Source organism: Mucilaginibacter terrae (genome assembly GCF_031951985.1).
Classification (GTDB): Bacteria; Bacteroidota; Bacteroidia; order Sphingobacteriales; family Sphingobacteriaceae; genus Mucilaginibacter; species Mucilaginibacter terrae_A.
The window spans coordinates 5,196,323-5,213,296 of the sequence record NZ_JAVLVU010000001.1 but is presented as its reverse complement, the minus strand read 5'-3'; the positions used below and the strand labels follow the sequence as shown (position 1 = coordinate 5,213,296).

The 16,974-nt window shown below is 41.9% G+C and carries 17 protein-coding genes and 1 other RNA gene; 11 read left to right on the top strand and 7 right to left on the bottom strand.

Annotated elements, in window-relative coordinates:
* Positions 1-18 precede the first annotated feature (18 nt).
* The 3 genes from istA to ssrA form a co-directional block, all read right to left on the bottom strand.
* A complete protein-coding gene (istA, locus tag QE417_RS22375) occupies positions 19-1,542 on the bottom strand; it encodes an IS21 family transposase (RefSeq protein ID WP_311951058.1) in 1,524 nt (507 codons plus the stop codon).
* A gap of 205 nt (positions 1,543-1,747) precedes the next feature.
* Positions 1,748-2,965, bottom strand: a complete 1,218-nt coding sequence (locus QE417_RS22370) for a site-specific integrase (protein ID WP_311953977.1) — start codon at positions 2,963-2,965, stop codon at positions 1,748-1,750.
* A gap of 247 nt (positions 2,966-3,212) precedes the next feature.
* Positions 3,213-3,580: a transfer-messenger RNA gene (gene ssrA, locus QE417_RS22365) on the bottom strand.
* 396 nt (positions 3,581-3,976) lie between these two features.
* On the opposite strand from ssrA, the gene QE417_RS22360 reads away from it, so the two are divergent.
* The 7 genes from QE417_RS22360 to QE417_RS22335 all read left to right on the top strand — a co-directional run bounded on the left by QE417_RS22360 (position 3,977) and on the right by QE417_RS22335 (position 10,782).
* Positions 3,977-6,043: a M13 family metallopeptidase gene (locus QE417_RS22360; RefSeq protein WP_311953975.1), complete on the top strand. Its 2,067-nt coding sequence runs from the start codon at positions 3,977-3,979 to the stop codon at positions 6,041-6,043.
* 291 nt (positions 6,044-6,334) lie between these two features.
* A complete protein-coding gene (locus QE417_RS22355; RefSeq protein WP_311953974.1) occupies positions 6,335-7,402 on the top strand; it encodes a hypothetical protein in 1,068 nt (355 codons plus the stop codon).
* A 27-nt stretch (positions 7,403-7,429) separates the two neighbouring features.
* A complete protein-coding gene (locus QE417_RS22350; protein WP_311953972.1) occupies positions 7,430-8,407 on the top strand; it encodes a hypothetical protein in 978 nt (325 codons plus the stop codon).
* A gap of 44 nt (positions 8,408-8,451) precedes the next feature.
* Positions 8,452-8,946, top strand: a complete 495-nt coding sequence (locus QE417_RS22345; RefSeq protein ID WP_311953971.1) for a hypothetical protein — start codon at positions 8,452-8,454, stop codon at positions 8,944-8,946.
* A gap of 327 nt (positions 8,947-9,273) precedes the next feature.
* A complete protein-coding gene (locus QE417_RS23715; protein WP_376717536.1) occupies positions 9,274-9,468 on the top strand; it encodes a DUF3289 family protein in 195 nt (64 codons plus the stop codon).
* A gap of 10 nt (positions 9,469-9,478) precedes the next feature.
* On the top strand, positions 9,479-9,943 hold the full coding sequence (locus tag QE417_RS22340) for a hypothetical protein (RefSeq protein ID WP_311953969.1): 465 nt from the start codon (positions 9,479-9,481) through the stop codon (positions 9,941-9,943).
* A gap of 167 nt (positions 9,944-10,110) precedes the next feature.
* Complete coding sequence (locus tag QE417_RS22335; RefSeq protein ID WP_311953966.1) at positions 10,111-10,782, top strand: hypothetical protein; 672 nt, start codon at positions 10,111-10,113, stop codon at positions 10,780-10,782.
* Between the two features lie 54 nt (positions 10,783-10,836).
* Here QE417_RS22335 and QE417_RS22330 read toward each other — a convergent pair whose 3' ends face one another.
* Both QE417_RS22330 and QE417_RS22325 read right to left on the bottom strand, forming a co-directional pair.
* A complete protein-coding gene (locus tag QE417_RS22330; RefSeq protein WP_311953965.1) occupies positions 10,837-11,238 on the bottom strand; it encodes an energy transducer TonB in 402 nt (133 codons plus the stop codon).
* Positions 11,239-11,319: 81 nt separating this feature from the next.
* Positions 11,320-12,078 carry a response regulator transcription factor gene (locus QE417_RS22325; protein WP_311953963.1) on the bottom strand — a complete coding sequence of 253 codons (759 nt, stop codon included), beginning with the start codon at positions 12,076-12,078 and terminating at the stop codon, positions 11,320-11,322.
* Between the two features lie 78 nt (positions 12,079-12,156).
* On the opposite strand from QE417_RS22325, the gene QE417_RS22320 reads away from it, so the two are divergent.
* Together QE417_RS22320 and QE417_RS22315 are read left to right on the top strand one after the other, a co-directional pair.
* Positions 12,157-12,402: a hypothetical protein gene (locus QE417_RS22320; RefSeq protein WP_311953960.1), complete on the top strand. Its 246-nt coding sequence runs from the start codon at positions 12,157-12,159 to the stop codon at positions 12,400-12,402.
* 88 nt (positions 12,403-12,490) lie between these two features.
* Positions 12,491-12,883 carry a group III truncated hemoglobin gene (locus QE417_RS22315; RefSeq protein WP_311953957.1) on the top strand — a complete coding sequence of 131 codons (393 nt, stop codon included), beginning with the start codon at positions 12,491-12,493 and terminating at the stop codon, positions 12,881-12,883.
* Between the two features lie 2 nt (positions 12,884-12,885).
* Here QE417_RS22315 and QE417_RS22310 read toward each other — a convergent pair whose 3' ends face one another.
* Positions 12,886-13,752 (bottom strand): DUF808 domain-containing protein, encoded by an 867-nt coding sequence (locus tag QE417_RS22310; protein ID WP_311953954.1) that lies wholly within the window; start codon positions 13,750-13,752, stop codon positions 12,886-12,888.
* 99 nt (positions 13,753-13,851) lie between these two features.
* Positions 13,852-14,364, bottom strand: coding sequence for a hypothetical protein (locus QE417_RS22305; protein WP_311953952.1), 513 nt, complete (start codon positions 14,362-14,364; stop codon positions 13,852-13,854).
* Positions 14,365-14,523: 159 nt separating this feature from the next.
* Between QE417_RS22305 and QE417_RS22300 the strand changes: the two genes are divergently transcribed.
* Both QE417_RS22300 and mnmD read left to right on the top strand, forming a co-directional pair.
* Positions 14,524-15,885 carry an MBL fold metallo-hydrolase gene (locus QE417_RS22300; protein WP_311953949.1) on the top strand — a complete coding sequence of 454 codons (1,362 nt, stop codon included), beginning with the start codon at positions 14,524-14,526 and terminating at the stop codon, positions 15,883-15,885.
* Between the two features lie 135 nt (positions 15,886-16,020).
* The gene (gene mnmD, locus QE417_RS22295) at positions 16,021-16,695 is read left to right on the top strand and encodes a tRNA (5-methylaminomethyl-2-thiouridine)(34)-methyltransferase MnmD (protein WP_311953947.1); all 675 of its coding nucleotides are present in this window, start codon (positions 16,021-16,023) and stop codon (positions 16,693-16,695) included.
* Positions 16,696-16,974: the final 279 nt, after the last annotated feature.

Genomic DNA, 16,974 nt, shown 5'->3' with positions numbered 1-16,974 from the left:
GTTGTTTGTTATTAATGCTTATTTGTAATCCCCTCTAATATTATTGTGGCTGGGCATAGGCAGCTCGTCTGCGAACAGGCTTTCTTCATAGCTGTCCATGTTGTTCTCCAGGATAGTTTGTATAGTCTTATAGTTGTAAATACCATAGCTTAAAGCACGCTGGCAGGCGACGATCAGGCGCTCGTTACCCGCTTTCTTGGCAAAGCCCAATACCCCCAGGCAGGACTTGTAGGCCTGTTCCGGGTGCTGCTTGCGGTCCAGTATCTTCAGGATATACAGCCTGACATCCTCATGGATCGAGGCCGCCCAGTCCAGGAACATATCAGGTGACCAGTCCGCCTTAAAGCGGTGTGTGGTGGCCAAGTGCTCTTTATCTGTCGTATAGCCGTAAGGATTCTTATTGCGTTTGTGCAGCGCGATCCGCTCATAGTTAGAAAAGATCTCTACGGTTGTGCGTGAGTATAAAAGCTTTACCCGTTTACCGATGTAGCGGTAAGGAACGCTGTAGTAGTGTTTATCAGGGCCCAGGTTAACATGCCCGTTCTTGATCACTTTGGCATAGAAGTGCTGTTTGAACTGGTAGCGCATGACCGGAAGCGGGGTGAGTGTATGCCTTTCTACTTCCTCGAACTGAAGCCTGCGGCTATAGTTACGTCCTTTGAGGAACTGGGTGTTATGCACCTCCAGGGCTTCCCATATCGCTGCATTGAGGTCTGCAAGAGAATGATAGGTTTGTTTGTTTAAAGGTGCATAGACCTTGCTATAAAGGATCTTAACAGCACCTTCCACCAGCGCTTTATCACGCGGGCGGTACGCCCGCGCAGGTAAGATGGTGGTACCGTAATGTTCGGCAAAGTCCTCAAAAGTCTCATTCAGGGTAGGCTCATAGCGGCTGCTTTTGGTTACGGCAGCTTTGAGGTTATCCGGCACAATGGCGGCGGGTACGCCGCCGATAAAGTGCAGGGTATTCTCGCAGGCGGCAATAAAGTCTTCCTTTTGCTGGCTCATAACAGCCTCTGCATAAGTAAGCTGGCTGGCACCTAGTATGGCTACAAAGACTTCTACTGATATGATCTCACCGGTATCCTTATCGGTAAGGTTCATCTTTTCACCAGCAAAATCCACATACAGCTTATCTCCGGCTTTGTGATCCATGTGCATGGTTGGATTGACCCTGGCCTTCCATTGGTTGTAGTAAAAGCAGAACTGGCTGTACCTGTAGCCATCAGGAAACTCTTTGATATAGGCCTCCCACAGCATATAGCGGGTCATGCCGGTACGCTTCAGTTCTTTATCTACGTGGGGGAAGCACCGTAGCATGGACTGCATACGGCTGCTGGGTGGCTGCTCTCTGGTCTTGCCAAAAAAGTCTTCCAGCTCCTTATCGTTCAGGGAATTGACTTCTTCAAACGTGCAGCCGCTGGCCTTAAAGGCGGATACGTACTTCTTTACGGTGTTTCGGGATGCGTCAACCTGGGCAGCTATGCTCATTAGAGGACGCTGCTGGCTGTACAACTTTAAGATCTTTCTTATCTTACTCATGCTGATTGTTAAGTTGGCCATGCTTAGGAGGTGTATATGTCTGCCTCCTTAGGATGGTTCGCTCTTCAGCACCAGCTACACTATTACAGTGGTCACTTTCGCCCGGAATACCCTGGTCAGTTTGCCGCGGAATGGGTGGTCAGCTTGCCCCGGAATGGAATGGTCACTTTCATCAGAATCTCCACCTATACCGCTTTCTGAAATTTCAATTGTTTGCTAATCTTTGTTTAAGCATAGCCATGTCCTGACTAACCTTTAAGTCTAATATCTTAGCGTAGTGTTGCGTGGTTTTAATATTTGTGTGACCAAGCATTTTACTCACACTTTCTATCGGAACACCATTTGATAGCGTCACAGTAGTAGCGAATGTATGACGTGCTATATGGAAGGTCAATTGCTTGTTTATTTCACAAACACCGGCTATCTCCTTTAAATAGGCGTTCATTTTTTGGTTTGTACATACAGGAAAAGCTTTACCGGAATTAATACATACCGGGTTATCTGCATACTTATTTACTAAGCTTAACGCTGGTGGCAATAGTGGAATTCTGCTTGGTGTGTCTGTTTTTTTCCGCTTGGTAAAAATCCAAATTTCCCCGTCAGGGCCTTTGGTTATTTCATTTCTTCCCAGTTTGCTGACATCAGCGTAGGCCAATCCTGTAAAACAACAGAAAAGAAATATATCCCTGACCTGGTTCAGTCGATCAGTGGAAAACACCTTATCAGCCATTTTTTGCAAATCATCCTCGTTAAGAAAAACCCTATCAACCTGTTTGATTCTTATTTTATAGTTGACAAAAGGGTCTTTATCTAACCATCCGCTCGATAGACAAATCCCGATAACCTTTTTAAAGTTCTTGATATATTTAAAAGCAGAGTTGTTTGCGCAATTACGTTCGGTCCGTAAGTAAAATTCGTAGTTCGTGATAAAGTCGTGGTCAATTTTTTTAATATCAATATCTGAAACTTTATATTTCCATTGCAGAAAGTCCTGGGTATGTTTCAAAGAGGTTTGATAACGTACGTAAGTACCGGCAGCGTATTCTTTTCCAACCAAAGCACCGATCTTCTTGTTATGGTCTTTAAATACGCCGATAAGCATTCTCACTTTTTCATCTTTACCTAAAAATTTATTTTTTAGGGTTTCGGCAGTTATCAAACTTTGCGCTTCGCTTAATTGGCTGTGAGCTTCATAAACCTGTTTCTGCAAGTTGTCCAGGTAAGCGTTAAAAGACCTTGTGTCCTCTTTTGTACCCTTTAAGCGACCGGCAATGCCGTTCCAATTAGTTGGGTCGCATTCTCTGCATGTAGTCGTTTCAGAACGTTGGCCGTTAACAGTGATACGGAGATAGATCGGCATAAAGCCTCCTTGATAGTTCTTTGGCTTCTTTAAATAAAAAAGCAAGCTGAAATTAGTTTTCATAATGTTTTAAGCATTAAAAGTGAAACAAAATTAAGCTTGCAATTAATTCTATACAAGATGTTCATTTTTTGAACATCTTGATTATCAAAACGATAAGTCGATTTGGTGAGTAGCTTTTTCATGAAAATTACTCACCGAATTACGCTCCTTTTTATTGGGAATTGATGAATAATATAGTTTTTAACCAAAAAACAAAAGCCTGCAATCATCTGATTTGCAGGCTTTTAGTCTGTTTTAATACTGAACTTAGTGGAGCCGGAGGGATTCGAACCCTCGTCCAAACATGGTATAAGGTAAGCTTTCTACATGCTTAGCTCTGTTAAATTGTCGGGAAGGGGAAGGTCAGTTGCTCACCTGTACCATCTTCCGTAGGTGCTTTATCTCGCCCGCTTATCACACCCTAAGCAAGCCAGTTTCATCTTTCGATGCCCCGATTGCCGATCCGATGAAACGGAAAACCGGCGGGACAAAAGCTATGCTAATTCTAAATTAGGCAGCTAAGGCGTAGTTATTTTCGCCATTTGTAAGTTTGAGCGTTCAGATTTAAGCGCTAATTCACACAACGCGCTGCATGCTTACTTACTTATCTCCATCCTGTCAATTCCGGTCGACCCCATTTTTATAGAGTGGCAGTAGCCAGTTGCAGTTAAGCAGTTACAAAGCTACAATTTTGAGGCCATAGTTTAAAATAATGCTTAATTAGTATATGAGCCTTCCCTGTCGTTTTGATTTTTCTTCTTGTAACCTCACAATTACTCGATTTTCCCTTGTTTCTGCGTGGTGTTCAATTTAGTGTTTCATCAAAATGAATTAAACACCCGCGACTCCTAAAGCATTTGAACGTGCCTTGAACACTGACAGGATGGTGTCAGTACTGACATAATATTGCCGAACGCCGCTTTTCATCATCCCCAAACAAAATTTTATACTTAGCCATGTAACAATTACGTAGGGTTACATTTGCATAAATGGTTAAAATGCTTACTTTTAAAACCTTATTTGATTAAGTGCATGAAATATAATTTTGGAAATTGGATGCTGGCCGCAGCAGCGCTTTGCTTTTCGGCAAACGTGCAGGCCGGCGATGGTGGAAAAAACAAAAAGGCTAAGGCCGATCCCCCTAAAAAATTTATCGACCCGGCTAATATGGATAAGTCGGTTAAACCAGGCGACGACTTTTTTGAGTACGCCAACGGTGGCTGGTTAAAAGCCAACGAAATTCCGGCTAAAGAAACCCGCTGGGGTAGCTTTATTATGCTTAACGATGGCAACAAGAAAAAACTGCAAGCCATTACTGCCGAAATCAGCGCCAAAACCGGTGCTCCTAAAGGCAGCATTGAGCAGCGTGTAGGTGATCTATACGCCAGCGGTATGGATTCGGTAGCTATCGAAAAACGTGGCTATACCCCTATCCAGGCCGATTTGCAACGCATTGATGCCATTGCCGATGTTAACGGCGTGGTTAATGAGATAGTTCATGAGCGCGCCAACGCGCTGGGCAGTCCGCTGTTTAGCTTTGGTGTAAGGCAGGATTCTAAAAACCCAACCAAATACATCGTAGGTTTTGGTCAGGGTGGCACCAGTTTGCCCGATCGTGATTACTATTTAAAAAGCGATGCCCGCACCAAACGCATACAGGATGCTTACAAACAATATATTGTTGAGCTGTTTACCTTAACCGGTACCGATGCGCAAACCGCAGCCAAAAATGCCGAAACAATTTTTGGTATCGAGAGCAAACTGGCCGAAGCACAAATGACCCGTGTGGCCATGCGCGACCCTAACAAAACTTACAACAAATTTGCTACCCCGGCATTAGCTAAAACTACGCCTCACTTAAACTGGGTTGAAATTTTACCTAAGTTAAAAGTGGGCAGCCCTGATTCGGTTTTGGTTTCATCGCCATCATTCATGACCACTGCCGACGGCCTTTTGGGTACTATACCGGTTGCCGATTGGAAAACTTACTTGAAATGGGGAATCCTTCGCGGTTCGGCAGGTTCGTTAAGCTCGCCATTTGTTAAAAGCCAGTTTAAATTCAGCAGCGTATTAAGCGGTCAGCAGGTGCAGGCTCCACGTTACGAGCGTATGACCGGTTTGGTTGATGGCAGCCTGGGCGAATTGCTGGGTCAGCTTTATGTGGCCAAATACTTTACCCCTGCCGCCAAGCAGTACATGGTAGGTTTGGTAAACAACCTTAAAGTTACTTTGGGCGAGCGCATTCAGCGTTTAGACTGGATGACAGCCGACACCAAAGCCCGCGCCCTTAAAAAACTTAACGCCTTTACCGTTAAAATTGGCTATACCGATAAATGGGAAACCTATAACGGCTTAACTATTGACCGTAACGATTATTATGGTAACCTGCGCCGCATTGGTGTATGGAGCTACAATGACATGGTGAGCCGTTTAGGAAAGCCTGTTGACAAGACCGAGTGGGGAATGACCCCTCCTACCGTTAACGCTTACTACAGCCCGGTAAACAACGAAATTGTGTTCCCTGCAGGTATTTTGCAGTTCCCTTTCTTTGATTTTAATGCCGATGATGCCATTAACTACGGTGGTATTGGTGCAGTAATAGGTCACGAAATGACCCACGGTTTTGACGACCAGGGCCGCCAGTACGATGCCGACGGCACCCTGCGCGACTGGTGGAAAAAAGACGATGCCGATAAGTTTAAAACCCGTGCCGATTTAGTGGTAAACCAGTACAACGCCTTTACCGTGTTAGATACCGTACACGTAAACGGTAAATTAACCTTAGGCGAAAACCTGGCCGATTTAGGTGGCTTGAACGTGGCATACGAGGCCTTCAAAAAAACCAAACAAGGTAAATCGAACACCAAAATTGACGGCTTTACACCCGACCAACGATTTTTCTTATCTTGGGCACAAGTTTGGAGAGGTAAAAAACGCCCAGAGGCTTCAATGCAGCAGATTTTAACCGACCCACACTCACCTGAACAGTTCCGCACCAACGCGCCTATAACCAATATGGATGCCTGGTACAAAGCATTTAACATACAACCGGGCAACAAAATGTACAAAAAGCCCGAAGACCGCATTAAGATCTGGTAAGCTGCAAGAGCTTCAAAGGGTCTTAAGTTTTAAATCCCAATCCCGTCCTCATGAGGACGGGATTTTTTGTTTAAAAGATGGTGCGTATTAGAATATTGTAAAATAGAGTATTAGGCATTGTTATTTATAATATTTTAATTCTGCTAAAATATTATTACCTTTCAATAACAAACCGCTTATCGCATTATGAAAACTTGTCTCTCTGCTTTACCAAAATTCCTTGGGATTATTTATCTGATTCTTATTTTGCTTTTAAACAATTCGTGTCGGAAAGACGACGGGCGGAATTGGATGCAAAATAACGGAGGTGCTGAAGTAAAGGACATTAATAGTTTCCTGCATTATATTGATCCTAAAAACCATATTAAACCTGCCGAAATAAGTGATTGGATACAGCAAAATCTCCCCACTTCCATGCGATCTGATCTACACATGGGTACTGCACAACAACGTGTAATAAATTGGATGCACGTTGTGCAGGTATCCATAGCAGAAAATTCATCGCTATATTTTACTAAAGAGAACGGTAAGCTCAAAGTTTGGGCGTACAAATGGCAGGATTTAAATCCGGGGGCTAAAGAGTTTTCCGGGAACCTGATGTCTTACTCTTTTCAAGATGGTAATGTAACCTCATTTAAATATGAAAAAGGACAGTTACTAAAATGGGGATCAATGAATATTGGTCAGTTTAGCAAAGCAACTCAAAATACAAAATACCGCACTGCATCATTAGGTGATTTATTTTCACATTTTTGGTGTTGGCTACATCGCGGCGATTGGATGGGGGGCGACTTGGGATGCACTTACCGTGCTCCGGATAGTGGCTTTGGAGGTGGAGGTGCAATAGCAACGATAATACAATTATTGGGTGATTTTTTTACTGCCGTATTTGGCGATGATGGTTCGGGAGGAGGTGGTGGCGGCGAAGCATCTTATTATATTTTTAGTGGCACTACCGGCTTACCTGCCGACCCATCAACTACTAACGGAACTATTAATGTAACACCGGGAGGAATAAGCAACCAAACTGCCCCATATGGCGGTGGAACTATATGGATACAAAAGTGGGTTCCTGATAGTTCGGATGGATGTGTTAGTAACGACCCGGGAAATGGCGATGGTGGCGTTGATGGACCGGGAGGCGGAGTAATACCTGGCCCCGGCGGGGGATGTACTGCCGGAGATTCGGGGCATTGGGAAAGTATAGAAGTAACTCAATCGAGCTTATCAGGTTCTTTAATTACCAGCCTTAATATTACCGATATTAACAAGCAAACATTTTTGGCTAATAACTTGGCTATAACTACCGAGCTTGTTAACTATTTGGTAAACAATGGATATACAGCTGATAATATATAGTTTATTAATTGGGCGGTAGATTATTTGATGGAGAACCCATCAACTGATTTCATTGCTTTCAAAAAGATATTTTTAGAGCATGATATTGAATCGACCATCCCTTTAGAGTTAAATGTAAATGGACTTGATCCTATTATAATCAATAATGGAGATTTCAATCCAGAGAATCTTGATTTTACGAATGCTTATTTTGAACAATTAAATGAATACACAAAATATTATGCTTTTAGTAATCCTCCTATAGACGATTACCCAGACAATCATCCAGTTTCAATGATTATAAAAAATTTTAATCAATATATTTATTCAGCTTTCAGGCAATCAAACAACACCTCTATTCGGCACTTACATTTAACAACAAAAGGTTTAGATGGAGGTGATGGATATCGAAAAGCTATAGGTGCAATTGGAGAGGGGATTTTTGCAAAACGAGTCGCGAGTATTCCAAGTATTTCAATGGCTCGAATGCTTGCAAATGCAAAAATGATTGACAATTTCAATCCAACAAATCAAATATATGTAGATTTATTAACAGAGCATAAATATACTGAAGTTGAGAATGGTTATTCTTTTATGATTGTAAATCATACAGATAGATTTGGAAACCCAATTGCCCAAAAATTAAAACTTCGAAGAAATAGTTTAAGTAGGAATATGGGTTTTTCAATAATTAACACTGGCTTTATTGCATATGAAGTCAAAACTTACAATCCATCAAATACTGCAAGCAATTTGTGGGGTGGGTTTAAAGAAGGTATAGAGCAAACTATTGAGAGAGCCTTTTTTAGAAATGTTACCGCAGGTGTATTGGTATTTGACAAAACAAGTTTTACCAATCTATATAATTCCTCATATCATTCACAGGTGGAAGCATTGCTTAATAGAATCAAAAGTATGAGGAACAGCAACGGAGATCAAGCAGTTTTTTTAAAATTAGAGGAAAATTTATGGATCGAATCTAATAATGCCTTTTATTCTATCAAGGACAAGATTGAAAACTTATGAAAATATTGTTTTCAATTATTTGTTTTACCTTTAATGTGACTTGTATGGCTCAATCAAATTTTCAAAAAAACGAATTCTATTATGATACTTACGATAACTTTATTGATGAATTGAAAAATAAGAATTCCTTTTTAGAGATTTTAGGTAAGAAAAAGGTAATAGATATTTATAACTCTAAAACAGTATTTCATACCTCTTGGAATTCAGGTGAGGATCTACCTGAAAATGGAATATACTTTGAACATTTTAATATAATTGTTGAACTCAAATCATTAAAGGAACTTAGGTTGGAAAATCTTTTCGTAAAAAATTTACCAGCCAACTTTATTAACCTTAACCAGTTGATTACATTAGAATTGTGCTTTAGCCGGAGTGCTGATGTTGAAAAAAATTTAGCTATTTTAAAAGGACTAAAATTACTTAAATATCTTGATTTGAATGGCTCGAGATTATCGGAAAAACAGCGGGATTATATAAGAATAGAGTTATCTAAGCAAGGGGTAATAGTAAATGATGTAGTAATGCTGCGATCAAACTAATTCTATCATTTCAGCTAGTGGCTGGTGTTGCATAATCATAAGCTGCTCTATGGTAATTGCTACAGAGGAATGGCAGATGAAAGTTATTTTACTCATATTAATGAATAGTAATAAAAGCTTATAAAGCTCTTCTTTAAAGCATTTTTAAATCAGTCACTTCGCTTAGCGGTGTCCAATTCTGATGTGCCCAATTAAATGATGGAAACAACTCTCCCCGCTCTCGCAAGCGTCCCGCTTATGGTTACACATTTTTAGTACTTAAAATCAATTCTTATTTCAAATTGGAAACCTTATAAAAACAACCACAAGCGGGACGCTTGCGAGAGCATGGGTAATGGTTATTGGTCGGCAACTTTAGACATTACGATTCATGATCATTTTGGTTTAGACAAGATCGATGCATTAACATATCAAAAATATCATTATGGATTTGCTGACTGGTGGATTCTTCAACACAAAAGAGATTATCGACCATTTGAAACGGTAATACACGTTAAAAAATTAATTACAGGCCATTTTTAATAATCTACCTATGAAAAAATTAATCCTGTTAATCAGCTCAATATATTTTATATGCAGTTGCCAATCGCAAAGTATATTCAAAATAGTTCCGTTTAAGGTACTTAACTATTTAGATACAACTAAAGAAAATAATAGAGTATCTATTACAAAAATGGATGTTTTCTTAATTAAAGATTATCGCGATACTAAAAATTTCGATAAATATTTATCCAATTACATCAATAAACATAAGGCATCTGACTATAAAAGATACGCTAATTATTTAATGGTATTCTACCGGGAAACCGAAAGAACTAATTTAAAAGGAAATTCTTACAGTACAGATATTGTAAAAAAGTATTCGCGAATGGAAGATATGGTTAGGGGGGCAATATGGGTAAATGGCAAATTAATTGGTATTGAGAAATTTGAAGATGGGCAGCCAGTTTTGGATGATTCTGACACATCAGTTACTATTCGGGATATTAAAGATTAAACACCTCGCTACCGCAAGCGTCCCGCTTGTGGTTTATACGTTTTTAGTACTTTAAAGCTTTTAATTTATCAATCCTATTCCAAGTTTTAGGCAATATCTTAATAACCACAAGCGGGACGTTTGCGGGAACACAGGGCAGTTAAGTTGATTTAAAGAATTATTATATTATGAATAATAAAAACATCATAACATCCTTTTTTTCAGTTTTTTTAACTCAGTCTCCGCGTTTATCGGTGTATACTTCTGATGTGCCTGATGCGATGATGGAGACAACTCCTGATGATAATGGTTGGTTCAAATGGAGACCGCTTGAGGGTAATATTAAGCTGAGTACATATCAACAATTTATGCAAATGTATGATGTTGTTTTACCCAAAAGTTTTTTAGAATGGCATCAAGCATATTATTTTTTAGATGGCGATTGCTCTATAGTGAGATTACCTTTTTCCAACCCTGAAAAACCATTACAAGAGCTAAAAGATTTGGTAGATAACAACGTTTCTAAGCATTTAATCGCTGAAAAGATATATCCATTTGCTACAGAGGGGAATGATGGCGGCTATTTAGTATTTGATGGAAGGATGTATGTTGAGGAGGATGAATATCCAATCAGATTTCAAAGTTATGAGGCAGAATTTAATGGATCGGGGCCTATTATATTTTCATCTTTCTCTAAAATGCTTGAGTGCCTCACTTACTTTTTATCACGGAATGATATTGAACAAGTATTCGACTTGATACCACATTTTTTCACTACTGACCCAAGCGGAGCTGGAAAAGAGGGTGTTGATTATTGGATTGGCTGGATAAATATGTCAAAAGAAAACTATGAATATTAGATTTATTGGCATACAACGCTCACGCAGTCTTAGTACGCCACTAAATATAATATCTTACAGTAAACTAAACTCAATAGGCACCATTTGATACACCCTAACCACCTTTCCGTTTTGCTGACCGGGAGTCCATTTGGGTGATACGGCTAATACGCGAACGGCTTCGGCATTGAGTTCGGGGGAGGACGTACCACGTGCAACCTGTACATTTTTTACCGAGCCATCTTTTTCGATGATCATGCTCACAAATACTTTCCCCTGAATTTTCTTGTCCTTGGCTTTTTTAGGATAGCGCAAGTTTTTATTAAGGTACTGTCCAAATGCTTTTTCGCCACCCGGAAAAACCGGCATTTTTTGAGCTACACTGTAAACCATATTGGCATCAGCAGCAGGTTTGGTTTGAGCTTGTGATAATGATGCACAACTAAGCGCAGCAAATAAAGCAAGTGTATATTTCATAATTGTTTTTGTTAAAATTAGTATTGCAAAATACAAAAAAGCGCAAACGGCAACAGTAAATTATTGTTTACAAGCAATCACTCAAATAATCCTGCTACTCACCGCATAACCCAACGCTTCTACCATATTCTTCACATTTAACTGCTCAAATATGCGGCGGCGGTGATATTTTACCGTGTCGGGGGCTATAAATATTTTTTCGGCTATTTGGTTTATGGTGAGGCCCTGGGCGTGGAGGCGCAAAATTTCGGTTTCGCGCTGGCTGAGTTTGGGTTTACTGTTTTTGCGCCACAGGCCGGTGGTCAGGTCAAGCTGCCAGGTATTGTCGCTCCCCTGCTTGTGTATAAATACATTGCCTGCCGTTTGATAGTGCGATATAGACACGATACACATGGATTTCCAGATCTTTTGGTCGGCCGTTAAAAACAAGGGCGTAAGCTTGTGGTTAACGAGTGTACGGTTGCCATCTTTATTTACCAAATGAAAATCATAGCTAATGCTGTACAGCTTGCGATCGGCCGGGGGCAGCTTATCATAAAAATCGAACCCGGCATTATTAATTACAGTAAGCAGCTGTAAATCGGGTTCGGTTACGTTTTTAAAATAAAAATCGTAACCCATGGCCAGCACCTCATCAGCCGTATACCCGCACAAAAACAAAGGATTTTGTGACACGTACTCAAACGACATGTCCTCGTAGTTGATCACATAAACACTCTCGTATGTTAGCCGTGCAAAAGCCTTTACCGCTTCAAGATAAAGTTGCTGTTGTGTATGGTCGGTTTCGGGTTTATTAACTTTACTACGGGTTAACAGGCTCGATTGTGTTTTATCTTTCATTTGCTCATCGCAAATTTACACTAAAGTGTAGTGCTTAAAAACAACAGGCTGTACAACTTTGCAAAACACTCACTCCGCATGACCAAAAAATTATCAGAAATGAGTTTGCCCGAACTCCACCAAAAGCGCTCAATACTCAAAGGTATACTCATTGGGTTTGCCGTTTTATGGGTTATCATGATGCTAACCTTTATTTACCTGAAGGCCAAACCGGGGTTACTTGTACAATTTATAATACCGTTTATGTGCGTTTGGCCCGCACTATCATCGTTTAATAAAATTAAAGAGGAGTTAAAACTGCGTAGTCAAAATGGCAAAGCATAAGCTTACCTAACAGTAATCAGTATCTGTATGATGTAATGATTGTTGGTAGGGTTAGGCTTGCACCTCTGTTTTGTTTAATTTTGTGCCGATGGAAGCACAGCGGGAAATATTAAGCCTTGATGATGTAAAACTACTCGTAAATACCTTTTACGGAAAAATACGCGAGGACGATTTGCTATCCCCGATCTTCAACAAACGTATTGAAGACCGCTGGCCCGAGCACCTGCAAAAGATGTACAACTTTTGGCAAACGCTGCTGCTTGATGAACATACTTACCACGGCCGCCCCTTTCCGCCGCATGCCAACATGCCCGTCAAGCACGAACATTTTGAACGCTGGAAAGCTTTATTTAACGAAACTGTAGATGAATTGTTCAACGGCGAAAAAGCCGAAGAAGCCAAGAGCCGTGCCTACAACATTGCCAAAATGTTCGAGATCAAAGTGGCCCATTTTCAGGGGAACCGTGGGGCTATTATGTAACCTTATGCTTTAACCGCCGCTAACAGCTTCTTGCCACCGGCCATTACAGGTATGGCAACCAGTCCGGCAAGTATGCCCATGGCCAATTCGCCAAATATGGAGGGTAGGCCTCCCAGTAGGTGGTGCAGGTATTCGATGTTGTGCACAAATATACCTCCGGCAACCAGTATCAAGGCAACGGTACCTACCACACCTAAAATTTTGATGATTACGGGCAGGGCTTTAACCAGTAATTTGCCCAATCCCGCTAAAAAACCCTTATCGCCAGAGCGTTTAATGAGATTGAACCCGGCATCGTCCATGCGCACAATTAATGCTACAATACCATAAACACCAACTGTAGCCAAAATAGCTACTGCCGAAACGGTGAGTATCTGCTTGATCAAAGTTTCATTGGCAACGCTGCCAAGTGCTATAATTACAATTTCGATAGAAAGAATAAAATCAGTAGCAATGGCCGATTTGACCTTCGTTTTTTCTGCATCCTTATCATCTTGTTCGGCTTCTTTAACCACCTCGTGCCCGGTTTTATCACGATGAAACAGGAACTCGACGATCTTCTCCACGCCTTCGTAAGCCAGGTAAAATCCGCCTAAAAGCAAGATCACCTTAATAGCCGGCGGATAAAAAGCGCTCAGCAGCAAGGCGATGGGTACTATGATCAATTTATTAATGAATGAGCCCTTGGTAATGGCCCACAACACCGGCAACTCCCGTGATGATAAAAAACCTGTGGCCTTCTCGGCATTAACGGCCAAATCATCGCCCAAAATGCCTGCCGTTTTACGTGCGGCCAGTTTGGTGGTAACGGCCACATCGTCCATTAAAGCACCTATATCATCTAAAATTGCAAAAAAACCGGAAGCCATGTGTGTTAATTTTGGTAGAAGCCGCAATATAAGTTTAAACTTTGATTAAGACAGTTTATGCTCAATAAAGCCCCCATTGTGATAAATTCAACAGGTTGCTCAATTCACCGCCGTTAATCCAAAAAACTTATACTGCCCGCCATCTTTCACAAACTGAAAGGCATAACGCTGGCTTTCAAAACCTTTTATTTTATCGGGCTGGCTGGTTACGTACCACACATCGTGCACCAGCAAGGCGTCGCCGGTTACATTGAGGTTGAGGGGTTTGTATTTTTTGATCTGCTCGGTTACCATTAAATGCTTTGAGCCTTTTATGGCTTGCCAAAGCTGGGTTTTGTAAATGCTTGCAAACATGGTTTTAGCAAAATCATTAATGTTAACTAAATCCCCTCCACCGGTTTGTATGGCGCAGGGCTGACAGTATACCTGCTTTAATGATAATTTAGTGAGCTGTTTGGCATTCTTAGCGGTTAATGCACTTACATATTGTTTCCAAACGGCTTCAACGGCTAACGAGTCGGTTTTGGCGGTTTGTACCATCTTCATTTTTTGTCCGCATGAGGAGAAGAACATAGCGGCCAATGCAAGGGCTATAAAAGTATATTTAAACATGATGAGTAGATTGAATAAGCCGGGTGCCTGCGCATCCGGGAAATTAAATACATCACATTAAACGCCATTACACGTGGTGTGTTTGCGATATGCAGCAATTTTACTTAAAAGCAGCCAGCATAATGGCAAAAGAGTGACAAGCATCAATTTGCCTTGCTTTTGCAAAAGGTTATCTTTGCGCCACACATGCTTATACATCAGTTTTACGATACCGACCTTGCCCATGCTTCTTACGCCGTGCTTCGTGCCGGCCAAATTGTAGTGATTGATCCGGCCCGCAACCCGCAGCCTTATTATGATTTTGCGGCCTTGCACGAGGCCGATATTGTGGGCGTAATTGAAACCCACCCCCATGCCGATTTTGTAAGCTCACACCTCGAAATTCATGAAACCACCGATGCTACCATTTACGTGAGCCGTCTGCTGGGTGCAGCCTATCCGCACCAAACGTTTGACGAGGGCGATGTAATTACCCTGGCCGATATTAAACTGAAAGCCCTGAATACGCCGGGCCACTCGCCCGATTCGATCTGTGTGCTGGTTGAGGATGAGAACGGTCAAAGCACTACCCTATTTAGTGGCGATACGCTATTTGTAGGCGATGTTGGCCGCCCCGATCTACGCGAAGAGGCCGGTAACGTTACTGCCAAAAAAGAAGATCTGGCGAGACAGATGTACCAAAGCACCCGCCACAAACTCATGACTTTGCCTGAAGATGTGGTGGTTTACCCTGCGCACGGCCCCGGCTCGTTATGCGGTAAAAACATGAGCCCCGATTTGCACAGCACCATAGGCCGCGAACTGCGCGAGAACTATGCCTTGCAATTAATGGACGAACTGAAGTTTGTGAACGAATTAACCGCCGACCAGCCCTTTGCCCCTACTTATTTTGGGTATGATGTAGAGCTGAATAAAAACGGAGCCCCGGCTTATGAGCAATCGTTACAAGGCGTTGAGCGCTTACCTGCCGGTGCCCAACTACAAAGCGATGTGTTAGTGGTTGATACCCGCCCTAAGGTCGATTTTAATAAAGGGCACCTTAAAAACGCCATCAACATACAATTACAAGGCAAGTTTGAAACCTGGCTGGGTGCTATTGTGGAGCCTAAAGAGCCTTTTTACCTGGTAGCTGCAGACGCCGAAAAGCTGGAACTGGCTATAAGTCGTGCCGCTAAAATTGGCTATGAACTGCAAATAAAAGGTGCGCTAACCAACCCCGTGCAAGCCACCGAAAAACCGGCCGAACTTGATTTAGCCGACTTTAAAGCCAACCCGCAAAACTATACCGTTGTAGAAACCCGCAACTGGAATGAAATAAACGCCGGACTCATTTTTGATGATGCCTTAGCCATCCCACTACCCGAGGTACGTAAGCGCATAGCCGAAATACCAACCGACAGGCCCATTGTGGTACATTGTGCCGCCGGATACCGTTCGGCAGCAGCACGCAGCATTATTGCCGCGCAAATTACCAATGTACCGGTGTTTGATTTGGGCGAGGCCATAGTGGAATTTAAATAGCCAATGAGTGATTGAGTGAATTGGTGAATGAGTGAGTTTTAAAAACTATTACTATCAACCATGAACACAATTTTATAACAAGCTGTCATAAAAATTCACTCATCCACTCATTCACCAAATCACTCATTACAAAAGATGAATCTATCCATCGTTACCACAGCCGACGGCTCCAAAAGCATTTATAATGCCGAGGTGGGCGAAAACTATCACTCCAAACACGGGGCTTTGCAAGAGAGCAAGCATGTATTTTTAAATACAGGTTTAAAGCACTTCTTAGCTGCCGCTGATGCAAAACAAGCATCGGTGCTGGAAGTAGGCTTTGGTACAGGATTGAACTTTTTACTAACTGCCGATTATTGTACATCGGAGCAAATTAAGCTCAACTATACAGGCATTGAGGCTTATCCCCTTTCGCCGGAGATGATCGCACAAACGGGTTATAATGAATATGTGCCCGGTCATATATGGTCGGGCTTGCAGCAAAATTATCAGGAGGCCTTACAAAACCCTGTACAACTTAATAATTTTACGGAGTTGCACATAGCGCACACCCAACTGCTCAACTACGCTACCGATCAACAATTCAACGTAATTTACTTTGATGCTTTTGCGGCCATTCATCAGCCCCATATGTGGAATGAGGAAGCTATTGGGCATACCGTTAAGTACTTAGCCCCCGGTGGCGTATTTGTTACCTATGCTATTACCGGCAATTTAAAACGCATGCTTAAAGGCATGGGGCTAAAGGTTGAAAAAGCCCCCGGCGCACCCGGCAAGCGCGAAATGCTGCGGGCCACAAAACCGCTTTAACAGTCTTCAAATCACTTGCAAGTTGCTGTGTCCCATCGGGCAATGTCATTAAGTTAAGAAAGAAGACGCCTGTGAGGACACAGGCGTCGGCTAACCCGCCGTGGTCTGTGTCCTCACAGACCACTTTACTGATATCATATCTTGCATAAATAGAAACTATCTATCCTTAACTGAATGACATTGCCCATCGGGGCTACCTATTTGTAGCAATAAGTAAGTACCCCCATGTGCTCCGTCAGGAGCTACTCATTTAAAGTATGCTTTTACGGGGTATGTACA

What these genes read in the sequence shown, in the direction of transcription:
- istA (WP_311951058.1), bottom strand. Translation starts at nt 1,542, where the DNA reads ATGAGTAAGATAAGAAAGATCTTAAAGTTGTACAGCCAGCAGCGTCCT.
- QE417_RS22370 (WP_311953977.1), bottom strand. Translation starts at nt 2,965, where the DNA reads ATGAAAACTAATTTCAGCTTGCTTTTTTATTTAAAGAAGCCAAAGAAC.
- QE417_RS22360 (WP_311953975.1), top strand. Translation starts at nt 3,977, where the DNA reads ATGAAATATAATTTTGGAAATTGGATGCTGGCCGCAGCAGCGCTTTGC.
- QE417_RS22355 (WP_311953974.1), top strand. Translation starts at nt 6,335, where the DNA reads ATGCAAAATAACGGAGGTGCTGAAGTAAAGGACATTAATAGTTTCCTG.
- QE417_RS22350 (WP_311953972.1), top strand. Translation starts at nt 7,430, where the DNA reads ATGGAGAACCCATCAACTGATTTCATTGCTTTCAAAAAGATATTTTTA.
- QE417_RS22345 (WP_311953971.1), top strand. Translation starts at nt 8,452, where the DNA reads ATGGCTCAATCAAATTTTCAAAAAAACGAATTCTATTATGATACTTAC.
- QE417_RS23715 (WP_376717536.1), top strand. Translation starts at nt 9,274, where the DNA reads ATGGGTAATGGTTATTGGTCGGCAACTTTAGACATTACGATTCATGAT.
- QE417_RS22340 (WP_311953969.1), top strand. Translation starts at nt 9,479, where the DNA reads ATGAAAAAATTAATCCTGTTAATCAGCTCAATATATTTTATATGCAGT.
- QE417_RS22335 (WP_311953966.1), top strand. Translation starts at nt 10,111, where the DNA reads ATGAATAATAAAAACATCATAACATCCTTTTTTTCAGTTTTTTTAACT.
- QE417_RS22330 (WP_311953965.1), bottom strand. Translation starts at nt 11,238, where the DNA reads ATGAAATATACACTTGCTTTATTTGCTGCGCTTAGTTGTGCATCATTA.
- QE417_RS22325 (WP_311953963.1), bottom strand. Translation starts at nt 12,078, where the DNA reads ATGAAAGATAAAACACAATCGAGCCTGTTAACCCGTAGTAAAGTTAAT.
- QE417_RS22320 (WP_311953960.1), top strand. Translation starts at nt 12,157, where the DNA reads ATGACCAAAAAATTATCAGAAATGAGTTTGCCCGAACTCCACCAAAAG.
- QE417_RS22315 (WP_311953957.1), top strand. Translation starts at nt 12,491, where the DNA reads ATGGAAGCACAGCGGGAAATATTAAGCCTTGATGATGTAAAACTACTC.
- QE417_RS22310 (WP_311953954.1), bottom strand. Translation starts at nt 13,752, where the DNA reads ATGGCTTCCGGTTTTTTTGCAATTTTAGATGATATAGGTGCTTTAATG.
- QE417_RS22305 (WP_311953952.1), bottom strand. Translation starts at nt 14,364, where the DNA reads ATGTTTAAATATACTTTTATAGCCCTTGCATTGGCCGCTATGTTCTTC.
- mnmD (WP_311953947.1), top strand. Translation starts at nt 16,021, where the DNA reads ATGAATCTATCCATCGTTACCACAGCCGACGGCTCCAAAAGCATTTAT.